Source organism: Delftia sp. ZNC0008 (assembly GCF_000799035.1).
Classification (GTDB): Bacteria; Pseudomonadota; Gammaproteobacteria; order Burkholderiales; family Burkholderiaceae_C; genus Comamonas; species Comamonas tsuruhatensis.
Genome location: NZ_JTKZ01000547.1, coordinates 1 through 10847, shown reverse-complemented (window position 1 = coordinate 10847; position 10847 = coordinate 1). Strand labels below are relative to the sequence as shown.

Sequence of the window (10847 nt, the reverse complement as noted above, 5' to 3'; positions counted from 1 at the left end):
GGGCGTGACCATGATGATGTCGGGCCGGAAATCCTGGATCAGCTGCACCTGCTTTTCGGTCTGCCCGCCCGACATGGGCACCACGGTGCAGCCCGCGCGCTCGGCACCGTAGTGCGCGCCCAGCCCTCCCGTGAACAGGCCGTAGCCGTAGGCCACATGCACCATGTCGCCGGGCCGCCCGCCCGCCGCGCGGATGGAGCGCGCCACCAGGTTGGCCCAGTTGTCGATGTCATTCAACGTGTAGCCCACCACGGTGGGCTTGCCCGTGGTGCCCGAGGAGGCATGCACGCGCGCCACCTTCTGGCGCGGCACGGCGAACATGCCGAACGGATAGTTCTCGCGCAGGTCCTTCTTGGTGGTGAAGGGAAAGCGGGCCAGGTCGGACAGCGTGCGCAGATCGGAGGGGTGCACGCCCTTCTCATCGAAAGCGCGGCGGTAGTGCGGCACGTTGTCGTAGGCATGCTGCAGCGACCAGCGCAGGCGCTGCAGCTGCAACGAGGCGATCTCGTCGCGGCTGGCGGTTTCGATGGGGTCGAGGTCGCCGGGGGCGGGGCGCAGGTCTTTGTTCATCGGGGTTCTGGCGTCGTGAGGCAAGGGGTTCAGAATAATTGACCGACCGGACGGTAGGATTATAAGATGCAGCTTTCTTGAGCAACAAGGCTTGTTGTCCGGTACTAACCCTGATAGCGACGCCACATTCCAACCCAGGAGACATCCCATGCCCGCCCACGCCCTCTACGAACGCCACCGCCCCCTGCTCGACGACGCGCTGCAGGCCCTGTCCCGCCGGGGCCACTGGTCGCCCTTTCCCGAAGCGCCTTCGCCCAAGGTGTATGGCGAGACCGCCCAGGCCCAGGGCCACGCCGCCGTGCAGGCGCTGTTCGGCAAGGACTATCCGCTGCGCCAGCCCGGTGAACGCGCCCGCGTGGCCACCGAGCAATCGCCCTATGGCGTGGCCCTGGACATCCGCTACCCCGAGTGCGATGCCCAGGCGCTGGTGGATGCCGCCCAGGCGGCCGAGCCCGCATGGCAGGCGCTGGGACCCCAGGGCCGCACCGGCGTGCTGCTGGAGGCGCTGACGCGCATCCACCAGCGCAGCTTCGAGATCGCGCATGCCGTGATGCTGACCACGGGCCAGGGCGCGATGATGGCCTTCCAGGCCGGCGGCCCCCATGCCCAGGACCGCGCCCTGGAAGCCATTGCCGTGGCCTGGAAGGCCATGGCCGACGTGCCTGCCGAGGCCGTCTGGGAAAAGCCCCAGGGCAAGCATGCGCCCGCCGTGCTGCACAAGCGCTTCGAGATCGTGGGGCGTGGCGTGGCCCTGGTCATCGGCTGCGCCACCTTCCCGACCTGGAACACCTACCCGGGCCTGTTCGCCGCGCTGGCCACGGGCAACCCCGTGATCGTCAAGCCCCACCCCAACGCCGTGCTGCCGGCCGCGCTCACCGTGAGCGTGTTGCGCGATGTGCTGACCGAGCAGGGCCTGGACCCCAACCTCGTGACCCTGGCCGTGAGCGACAAGCCCGAATTGACCCAGGCCCTGGCCACGCACGCGGCCGTGGCCTCCATCGACTTCACGGGCGGCAATGCCTTCGGCCAGTGGCTGCAGTCCAACGCTTCGCAGGCACGCCTGTATGCCGAGATGGCCGGCGTGAACCTGGTGGTGATCGAGTCCACCGATGCCTACGCAGGCATGCTGCGCAATCTGGCCCTGTCACTGTCGCTGTACAGCGGCCAGATGTGCACCACCACGCAGAACCTGCTGGTTCCGGCCGGCGGCATAGAGACTGACCAGGGCCACAAGAGCTTCGAGCAGGTCGGCGCCGATCTGGCCGCCGCCATCGACCAGTTGCTGGCCGATCCCAAGGTGGCCTTCACCGTGCTGGGCGCCATAGGCTCTGCGCAGACCGTGGAGCGCGTGGAACAGGCCGCCACCGTGGGCCGCGCCGTGCGCGCCTCGCAAAAGCTCACCCATCCCGAGTACCCGCAGGCCGAGGTGCGCACGCCCGCGCTGCGCGCGCTGGACGTGGCGGACGCTGCCATCTACGAGCGCGAATGCTTCGGCCCGGTCTCCTACCTGGTGGCCGTGCCCTCGGCCCAGGCCGCGCGCGAGCTGGCCGAGCGCAGCGTGCGCGCGCATGGCGCGATGACCCTGGGCCTGTACTCCACGGATGCGGCCTTCGTCGATGCCGTGGCGGCCTCGGCGCTGCGCTCGCGCGTGGCCCTGTCCATCAACCTCACGCAGGGCGTGATGGTCAACCAGTCGGCAGGCTTCTCGGACTTCCATGCCACGGGCGGCAATCCCGCGGCCAATGCCAGCTACACCACGCTGGCCTTCGTGGCCGACCGCTTCGTGGTCGTGCAGCGCAGGTGGTGAGGGGCCGGGCCGAGCCTAGGCCTGGCGGGCCTTGCGCGGCTTCTTGCCGTCCGGCACGCTGACCGCGCGCACGCCGCCGAAGAACAGCTGGGACACCATGGTGCCTATGGCGTCATGGTCCAGCGTGCCGCCCGGCTTGAGCCAGGTGAAGGTCCAGTTGATCATGCCGAACAGCAGCATGGCCAGGGGCTTGCCCAGGGCGCTGTCGGCAGGTTCTCCGCGCACCTGGGCAATGGTCTGCGCAAAGGCGGCGACCACGCGGCGCTCCACGTCCAGGATGCGCTGCTGGTCTTCCTCGCGCAGGAAGCGCACGTCCTCGGTCAGCACGCGGTGGGCATTCTGGGCCTGGGCGTACTCCTGGCCAAAGCCGCGGATCAGCGCATGCAGGCGCTGCTCGGGATCGGCATGGGCCTGCAGGGTGTCGTTGACCAGGGCTTCGAGGCGCAGCACATGCTCTTCGGCAATGCGCACGGCCAGGTCGTGCTTGTCGAGCACATAGTGGTAGAGCGTGGCCTTGGAGACGCCGCAGGCCGCAGCCACCTCGTTCATGGAGGTGCCCGCATAGCCGCGCTGCGCGAACAGCTGGGCGGCGTGGGAGAGGATCATTTCACGCTGGCCATCGTAGCCAGCAGGGTCACGTACGCGTGCCATGCGGCGGCGTCCTTTCGGTAGGTGTCGTTGCCAGGGTCCGCCCGTGCGGCCCGGGCCGGAATTATGGACGGCGCAGCGGCGCGCGCCCCCGCGATTACCAGTTTTCAGGGATATGCAAAGATGCGGGCTTCGCCCACAGTCGGGCGGCCATCCTGCCCCTTTTTACGCCCGCCGCTGCGCACGCCTTTTCCATGCCCGCCCACCTGCTTGTCCCAGAGTCCACGCTTCCGGCCCCGGTGCTGGTGGTGGAGGACGAGCCGCTGATCCGCCAGCGGCTGCAGTCCGTGCTGGGCCAGCTGGGCTACACGCCCGATGCCCTGCTGTTCGCCGGCTCCCTGGCCCAGGCCCGCGCCTGCCTGGCCGAGCCCGTGGCCCTGGCCCTGGTGGACCTGGGCCTGCCCGACGGCAGCGGCATCGACCTGATCGCCGAGATGCGCAGCGCAGATCCGGCCGTGGGCATCCTGGTGATCTCGGCCTGGAGCACGGAGGATGCCATCCTCGCGGCGCTGCGCGCAGGCGCCACCGGCTATGTGCTCAAGGAACGCGACGACCTGGAAGTGTCGCTGTCCATCCGCAGCGTGCTGCGCGGCGGCGCCCCCATCGACCCCTTCATCGCGCGCCGCGTGATCGCCGAGCTGCAGGGCGCGGCACCCGCCACGCCGGAGAGCAGCGGCACCGAGTCCACGCTGAGCGCGCGCGAAAGCCAGATCCTGCGCCTGGTGGCCGATGGCCTGACCAACCGCGAGATCGCCGAGCAGCTGCACCTGTCGCGCTACACGGTGGAATGCCACATCAAGCACATCTACCGCAAGCTGGCCGTGTCCTCGCGCACGCGCGCCGTCAACACGGCACGCGTGCGCGGATTGCTGGGCTGACGGCCATGGGCGGGTGGCGCCGGTGGTTCGGCCCGGTGCGGTGCCTGGCACTGGGCCTGGCGGTCCTCCTGTGCAGTCCCTGCGCCCTGGCCCAGGCCTGCCTGCCGCAGATCCTGTCCATCCAGTCCGCCAAGGCCGCAGGCCAGGGACCGCCGCCCATCGCCAGCGCGGTACGCGACTGGCACAACGTGACCCTGCCCGACCACTGGCTGGACCGCTGGCCCGGCTACAGCGGCGCCGTCTGGTACCGCATCGACTGGCAGCGCGGCTGCGCTCACCCCCCTGCCGCTTCTGCCACCGCCGCCGCAGATCCCGTGGCGCTGGCCCTGCACTCCATGGTCATGGCCGGCGAGGTCTTCGTGAACGGCGACCTGCTGTGGCGCGACCGGCACCTGGTCGAGCCCCTGTCGCGCAGCTGGAACATGCCGCGCTTTTGGCTGCTGCCCGAATCCGCCCTGCATGCGGGCACCAACAGCGTGTGGATACGCGTGCACGGGCATGCGCCGCATCGAACAGTTCAACCAGGAGCTGAGCGACAGCGTGGCGCGTGCCTGCGACGAGCTCGGCGGCACGCTGGCGCGCGAGCATGCGCTGGCGCTCAGCCACTCGCGGCTGCAGGAACGGATGCAGCTGGCGCACGACCTGCACGACAGCCTGGGCGGCTCCCTGGTCCGCTCCATCGCCATGGAGGAGCAGGCCGGCACCCCCATGCACAACCGCCAGTTCCTGTCCGTGCTCAAGCTGCTGCGCGACGACCTGCGCCAGATGATCGACAGCGGCACCAGCGTCTCCGTCACCGTGCCGGACACGCCCCAGGCGTGGATCGCGCCGCTGCGCCACCGCTTTGCCAGCCTGTTCGACGCGCTGGACATGCAGTCCGACTGGCAGGTGCCGGCCGCCTGGCCGCAGCCGCCCGGTGCGCTGCAGTGCCTGGCGCTGACGCGCGTGCTGGAGGAAGCGCTGGCCAATGTGATCAAGCACAGCCGCGCCCAGTGCGTGCAGGTGCAGCTGCAGTGGCCCGAGCCGCATTGGCTGATGCTGCGCATCACCGACGACGGAGCAGGCTTTGACGTGGCCGCCGTGCAGCAGGCCGGCATGGGCGTGGGCCTGCGCAGCATGCAGGCGCGCCTGCAGCGCCTGGGCGGCCATCTGGACATGGCGCCACCGTGCTGGCCGCCTGGCTGCCCGTGCCCGGCGATCACCTGCACGAAGGCACGGAGCAGGCCACCCTCAGCGCGAAAATCAGCGCGAAAAGCGCCCTATCCCCGCACTGACGCCGGCCGGCGTCAGCACATCGTCGAAATACTCCAGCGTGAGCTGGTTGCCGTCGAACGTGGCCTTGGACAGGCTGCCCGGCGAATCGCCCTCGGGCACGAAGCTGAAGACCTCGCCATCCCAGTGGCTGAGCAGCATGCGCTGCGAACCCAGGCTGACCTGCAGCCCCCCGCCGCCCGTCTGCAGGCTGACCTGGGCCGGCCCGTAGAAGCGGTTGGCGTAGCTGCCCACATAGGCGCCCAGCGGCCGGGGCGGGCGCGGGAAAGGGGGCCGGGTCTTGCCTGCCAGCTCGCCATGCGGCTGCATGATGGGCGCCAGCCGCTTGGTCCAGATGCTCTCCCAGTCCTGGCGCTGGCGGCCCCATTCGACCTGGTCCAGGAACTGCGAGACCACGATCTCGGGCACGCCGATGGGCATGCCGTTGGTCAGCACCACGATGCCCAGCTTGAGCTCGGGCATGACGGTGAAGCTGGTCGCGCTGCCCGTGCCGAAGGCGCCCGAGTGGCTGTAGGTGGTGCGCCCCGCCTCGGACACGCCCACGTTGAAGCCGAAGCCGTAGTAGCGCGCAGGCTCGCCGTTGCCGGCCGGCGACTGCAGCATCTGCGGCGACAGCGCCGTGCGCAGCGCCTGCGCATCGACCACCTGGCGGCCCTCGAAGCGGCCCTCGTCCAGCAGCATGGTCATCCAGCGCGCCATGTCGCGCACCGTGGAGCTGACGCCGCCGGCGGCCGACTGCGCATCGGGCCGGCGCACCGGCCCCGTCTGCCACACGCCATTGACGCGCAGGTGGCCGGCCGCGCGGTTGGCGCGCGCCTCGAAATCGGCAAACAGCGAGCTGGTCTGCGTCATGCCCAGCGGGCCGTAGACGGCCTGCTGCGACAGCGCCGCCCAGGACTGGCCCGCGATGGCGGCCACCGCCTCGGCACCCGTGGTCAGGCCGAAGTTGCTGTAGGCGTACTGGGTGCCCACGGGCCGCAGCGGCAGGTAGCGCAGGCGCTCCAGGATCTGGCGCTGGCTGTAGCCCAGCTCCTCCAGCGCATCGCCGGCCTGGCCGGGCAGGCCCGAGCGGTGGGCATACATGTCGCCCACGGTGATGCGCTGGGCCGCGTCGGCGTCCTCCAGCGTCCACCAGGGCAGGCCCTGCTGCACGCGCGTGTCCCAGGACACGCGGCGCTGGCCCACCTGCTGCGCCACCACGGTGGCGCCCACGGACTTGGAGACGGAGGCGAGCTGGAACACCGTGTCCGCATCCACGGCCAGCGACGAGCCCAGACGGCGCACGCCCATGCCCTGGGCATAGACCAGGCGCCCCTCATGCACCACCGCCACGGCCACGCCGGGCACGCCCGTGCGCCGCATCTGCGCGCGCACCTGGCCATCGAGTTGATCGAGCGCACGCTTGACGCGGTCCGTCACGGGCGGATCGATGGGATCGCCCCAGGACACCTCGCCGTTGCATCCGGCCGTGGCCACGGCGCCCAGGGCCGCTCCCAGAAAATGCCGGCGCGCAAGAATCGATGAAGCCATGGGGTCTCCTGTGGTGCTGTCGTGAAGAACAAAAGGAAAAAGAAAAAGGGGCGGTTGTGCCGCCCCCCGTGACGATAGCAAAACGCGCCGGGCCGCATCCTGCCCGGCATCAGTGCCGCGTCAGTGCTGCATCACTGCGGATCCACCGCCGCGATGATGCCGCCGCCCAGGCACACGTCGCCGTCGTAGAGCACGGCCGACTGGCCGGGCGTGACGGCCCATTGCGGCTCGGGGAAATCCAGCCGGAAGCCTTCGGGCGTGGCGCCCGAGATCAGGGCCGGCGAGTCGGGCTGGCGGTAGCGCGTCTTGGAGCCGTAGGCCTTGCCCTCGGCAGGCGCGTGGCCGGCCACCCAGCTGACCTGGTCGGCCAGCAGCGACTGCGACAGCAGCCAGGGATGGTCATGGCCCTGCACCACGCGCAGCGTGTTGGTGTCCAGTTCCTTGCGCGCCACGAACCAGGGATCATGGTCGCCGCCGCCGCGCGGCGCGCCCTTTTCCTTGACGCCGCCGATGCCCAGGCCCGAGCGCTGGCCCAGCGTGTAGAACGACAGGCCCACATGCTTGCCCAGCTTGCGGTTGCGGTCGTCGAGGATGTTGCCGGGCTCCTTGCTGATGTAGCGGTTCAGGAAGTCGCGGAACGGCCGCTCTCCGATGAAGCAGATGCCCGTGGAGTCCTTCTTCTTCGCGTTGGGCAGGCCGATCTCCTCGGCAATGCGGCGCACCTCGGTCTTCTTCAGCTCGCCCACGGGGAACATGGACCTGGACAGCTGGGCCTGGTTGAGGCGGTGCAGGAAGTAGCTCTGGTCCTTGGCCGGGTCCAGCCCCTTGAGCAGCTCGAACAGCTGCGTGCCGGGGTTCTGGCGCACGCGGGCGTAGTGGCCCGTGGCGATCTTCTCGGCGCCCAGGCGCATGGCGTGGTCCAGGAAGGCCTTGAACTTGATCTCGGCATTGCACAGCACGTCGGGATTGGACGTGCGGCCGGCCTGGTACTCGCGCAGGAACTCGGCGAAGACGCGGTCCTTGTACTCGGAGGCGAAGTTCACATGCTCGATCTCGATGCCGACCACGTCGGCCACGGCGGCGGCATCGACGAAATCGACATTGGACGAGCAGTATTCGCTGTCGTCGTCATCTTCCCAGTTCTTCATGAAGATGCCGACCACTTCATGGCCCTGTTGCTTGAGGAGATGGGCCGTGACAGCGGAGTCCACACCGCCCGACAGGCCCACCACGACGCGGTGTTTAGTCATGGCAGCGATTATCCCAGCGCCCTTCAAAGGCTGCGCGCCACGGGCTTTGCAGCCCTGCGCCAGCAGGAATAATGGCCCTCTTGCCCCCTAGGAAACGCCCGCATGCGCTACGACCTGACCGATCTCAAGCTGTTCATGGCCATCGCCCAGGCCGGCAATCTCTCGCGTGCCAGCCAGGCGCGGCACCTGACGCCCTCGGCCGCCAGCCAGCGCCTGCGCAATCTGGAGCAGGCCCTGGGCTGCCAGCTGTTCACGCGCGAGCACAAGGGCATGCGGCTGACCGAGGAAGGCCACGCCATGCTCGAGCATGCGCGCGGCGTGTTCGCCGCCATCGACGGCATGGAGGCCGAGGCCGCCCTGCTGGGCAGCAGCCTGCAGGGCAAGGTGACGCTGGCGGCCAACAGCTCCTCGCTGCACGGCTTCATCGGCCCGCACATCGGCGAGTTCCTGACCGCCTTTCCCGAGGTGAACCTCACCCTGGTGGAGCAGACCAGCGAGACGATTGCCGCCAGCGTGGCCGAGGGCGAGGCCGACCTGGGCGTCTACGCGGGCGAGCCCATGGCGGGCGCCGTGGCCTGCGAGACCTTTGCGCTGGACCGCCTGGTGGTGATCGCCCCGCCCGGCCATCCGCTGGTGCCCCAGCCGGGCGAGAGGCCAGACGACGGCGAAGGCCCTTCCTGCCGGTTCTTCGACACCCTGTCCCATGCCTTCGTGGGCATGGCGCTGACCAGCAGCAACTACGCCTTTCTGCGCGAGCTGGCCAAGCGCCATGGCCGGCCGCTGCGCTGCCGCATCCACGTGGACGATTTCACCTCCATCGTGCGGCTGGTCTCGCAGGGCGTGGGCCTGGCCATCATTCCGCACAGCATCTACCGCAGGCTCGGCACCGCGCATGCGGTGGCCTGCCTGCCGCTGGAGGAAACCTGGGCACGGCGCCCGCTGCAGCTGGTGCGCTCCAGCGAACGGCCGCTGACGCCCACCGCGCAGCGGCTGCGCAGCTTTCTGAAAGGGCTGGCCGACAAGGCCTAGCCCGGCCCGGCCTGGGTTCAGTGCTGGGCCTGGGCCTTGGCCTGCTTGCGCTCCAGGAAGGCATTCATGTGGTGCTGCGGCTCGCCCGTGTTGAAGGCCGCGCCGAACTCGGCCACGCTGTCGGTGATGGCCGAGTCCACGCCCATGCCTTCCCAGCGGCGCAGCAGGCGCTTTTGCTGGCGCAGCGCCTCGATGCCGATCCCGCCCAGCCCCTCGGCAATCTGCGCGATGCGCGCATCGAGCTGGTCGCCGGGCACGCATTCGTTGAGCAGGCCCCAGCGCTCGGCCTGCAGGGCACCGATGTTCTCGCCCGTGAGCAGCAGCCAGCTGGCGCGCGTGCCGCCGATCTGCGCGGGCATCATGGCCGCGTGGATCACCGAGGGAATGCCGACCTTGACCTCGGGCATGCCCACCACGGCATCATCGGCCGCGATGCGCAGGTCGGCCGCCATGGCCAGCTCCAGCCCGCCGCCCAGCGTATGGCCCTGCAGCCTGGCGATCACGGGCACGGGAAAATGCCGCACCGCGTTGCACAGGTCGCGCAGCCCGCTGATGAAGGCGCGTGCCGAGGCGGCGTTGAGCGACGCCATCTCGCGGATGTCGGCCCCCGCCACGAAGGCGCGCGTGCCCGATCCGCGCAGCACCAGGCAGTGCAGATCGGGGCGCTCGGCCAGCTCGGCCAATTGCGCGGTCAGCGCGCGGATCACGGGCGTGCCCAGGATGTTCAGCGGCCCGCCGCCGGTGATGGTGAGCACGGCGGTCTGCGGGGTGGGAAAGGTCACTTGTGCATGCACGGCAGATCTCCTCAAAGTTTCTCGAATCCGATGTCGCGGATCAGCTGGGACCAGGCCCGGTTGGAGCGCTCCACCGTCTGCCTGAACTGCGCAGGCTCCTGGAAGTCCACGACGGCACCCTGCTGCTCGATGGTCTTGATCAGCTCGGGCTTTTGCAAGGTCTTGCGCATGGCTTCGCTGAGCCTGGCAAGAATGGCGGGATCGAGCCTGGCAGGCGCGCCCAGGCCGTACCAGGACATGTCGTTCATGGGCTTGAGCCCGGCCTCGGCATAGGTGGGCACGCCCGGCAGGGCCGGAAGGCGCACGGGGCTGGACACGGCCAGCGCACGCAGCTGGCCGCCCGCGATCAGCGCGCCCGAGGACGGCATGTTGTCGAACACCACATCGAGCTGCCCCGCCATCAGGTCGTTGAGCGCCGGCCCCAGGCCCTTGTAGGGCACATGGGTGAGGGTGGTACCCGTGGTGCTGCCGAACAGCGCACCGCTCAGGTGGCTGAGCCCGCCATTGCCCGAGGAGCCGTAGTTGAGCTTGCCCGGCGCGGCGCGCGCCGCGTCGCTGACGTCCCTGGCGCTCTTGTAGGCCGAGCCTGCGCTGACCACCATCACGCCCGGCACGTTGGCGATGTTGGTGATGGGCGTGAAGTCCTTCACCGGGTCATACGCGGGCTTGGCGTAGACGTTGGGGTTCACCGCATGCGAGCTCTCCACCATCATCACCAGGGTGTAGCCGTCGGCCGGCTGCTTGGCCGCATAGGCCGAACCCGTGCTGCCGCCCGCGCCGGGGCGGTTTTCCACCACCACGGGCTGGCCCAGCGTCTCGCCCAGATAGCGGGCCGCCACGCGCGCGATCACATCGGTGGCGCCGCCCACCGCATAGGGCACGACCAGGCGTACGGGCCGCTCGGGATAGCTTCCGGCCCCCGGTGCCCCCGCTGCCCCGGTTGCATATGCCAGCGGCATCCCCGCTAGCGCGGCGGCTGCCACGGCGGCCTTCAGTGCTTTCATGCGTTTCGTCATCCTTGTCTCCTTCTTGGCTTGTCGATGTCTAGGGATTCAGAGGTCCTACGCGG

General features: G+C 69.6%; 8 protein-coding genes and 2 pseudogenes. 4 read left to right on the top strand and 6 right to left on the bottom strand.

From position 1 onward, the window contains the following. Window positions 1-570, bottom strand: a pseudogene (locus tag L995_RS18255) (phenylacetate--CoA ligase); the annotation flags it as partial. A 148-nt stretch (window positions 571-718) separates the two neighbouring features. Here L995_RS18255 and paaN point away from each other — a divergent pair. Then, window positions 719-2377: a phenylacetic acid degradation protein PaaN gene (gene paaN, locus L995_RS18250; protein ID WP_047472892.1), complete on the top strand. Its 1659-nt coding sequence runs from the start codon at window positions 719-721 to the stop codon at window positions 2375-2377. Between the two features lie 15 nt (window positions 2378-2392). Here paaN and L995_RS18245 read toward each other — a convergent pair whose 3' ends face one another. Then, window positions 2393-3028: a TetR/AcrR family transcriptional regulator gene (locus tag L995_RS18245; protein ID WP_012202739.1), complete on the bottom strand. Its 636-nt coding sequence runs from the start codon at window positions 3026-3028 to the stop codon at window positions 2393-2395. A 191-nt stretch (window positions 3029-3219) separates the two neighbouring features. On the opposite strand from L995_RS18245, the gene L995_RS18240 reads away from it, so the two are divergent. Together L995_RS18240 and L995_RS34905 are read left to right on the top strand one after the other, a co-directional pair. Then, window positions 3220-3903, top strand: coding sequence for a LuxR C-terminal-related transcriptional regulator (locus tag L995_RS18240; protein WP_013804635.1), 684 nt, complete (start codon window positions 3220-3222; stop codon window positions 3901-3903). Between the two features lie 459 nt (window positions 3904-4362). Then, window positions 4363-5001, top strand: a pseudogene (locus tag L995_RS34905) (sensor histidine kinase); the annotation flags it as partial. Between the two features lie 144 nt (window positions 5002-5145). On the opposite strand, the gene L995_RS18230 reads toward L995_RS34905, so the two are convergent. Both L995_RS18230 and mnmA read right to left on the bottom strand, forming a co-directional pair. Continuing rightward, window positions 5146-6705, bottom strand: a complete 1560-nt coding sequence (locus tag L995_RS18230; protein WP_016449576.1) for a serine hydrolase — start codon at window positions 6703-6705, stop codon at window positions 5146-5148. A 131-nt stretch (window positions 6706-6836) separates the two neighbouring features. Beyond that, window positions 6837-7955 carry a tRNA 2-thiouridine(34) synthase MnmA gene (gene mnmA, locus L995_RS18225; protein ID WP_047472890.1) on the bottom strand — a complete coding sequence of 373 codons (1119 nt, stop codon included), beginning with the start codon at window positions 7953-7955 and terminating at the stop codon, window positions 6837-6839. Window positions 7956-8057: 102 nt separating this feature from the next. On the opposite strand from mnmA, the gene L995_RS18220 reads away from it, so the two are divergent. Continuing rightward, window positions 8058-8984: a LysR substrate-binding domain-containing protein gene (locus tag L995_RS18220; protein WP_016454018.1), complete on the top strand. Its 927-nt coding sequence runs from the start codon at window positions 8058-8060 to the stop codon at window positions 8982-8984. Window positions 8985-9001: 17 nt separating this feature from the next. Here L995_RS18220 and L995_RS18215 read toward each other — a convergent pair whose 3' ends face one another. Together L995_RS18215 and L995_RS18210 are read right to left on the bottom strand one after the other, a co-directional pair. Further along, window positions 9002-9778, bottom strand: a complete 777-nt coding sequence (locus L995_RS18215; protein ID WP_034366441.1) for an enoyl-CoA hydratase — start codon at window positions 9776-9778, stop codon at window positions 9002-9004. An 11-nt stretch (window positions 9779-9789) separates the two neighbouring features. Beyond that, window positions 9790-10794 carry a Bug family tripartite tricarboxylate transporter substrate binding protein gene (locus tag L995_RS18210; RefSeq protein WP_047472889.1) on the bottom strand — a complete coding sequence of 335 codons (1005 nt, stop codon included), beginning with the start codon at window positions 10792-10794 and terminating at the stop codon, window positions 9790-9792. Window positions 10795-10847 lie beyond the last annotated feature (53 nt).

Bases quoted from the DNA above. Each gene is read 5' to 3' on its own strand.
- L995_RS18220 (WP_016454018.1), top strand. From the start codon at position 8,058: ATGCGCTACGACCTGACCGATCTCAAGCTGTTCATGGCCATCGCCCAG.
- mnmA (WP_047472890.1), bottom strand. From the start codon at position 7,955: ATGACTAAACACCGCGTCGTGGTGGGCCTGTCGGGCGGTGTGGACTCC.
- L995_RS18240 (WP_013804635.1), top strand. From the start codon at position 3,220: ATGCCCGCCCACCTGCTTGTCCCAGAGTCCACGCTTCCGGCCCCGGTG.
- L995_RS18210 (WP_047472889.1), bottom strand. From the start codon at position 10,794: ATGACGAAACGCATGAAAGCACTGAAGGCCGCCGTGGCAGCCGCCGCG.
- L995_RS18230 (WP_016449576.1), bottom strand. From the start codon at position 6,705: ATGGCTTCATCGATTCTTGCGCGCCGGCATTTTCTGGGAGCGGCCCTG.
- paaN (WP_047472892.1), top strand. From the start codon at position 719: ATGCCCGCCCACGCCCTCTACGAACGCCACCGCCCCCTGCTCGACGAC.
- L995_RS18245 (WP_012202739.1), bottom strand. From the start codon at position 3,028: ATGGCACGCGTACGTGACCCTGCTGGCTACGATGGCCAGCGTGAAATG.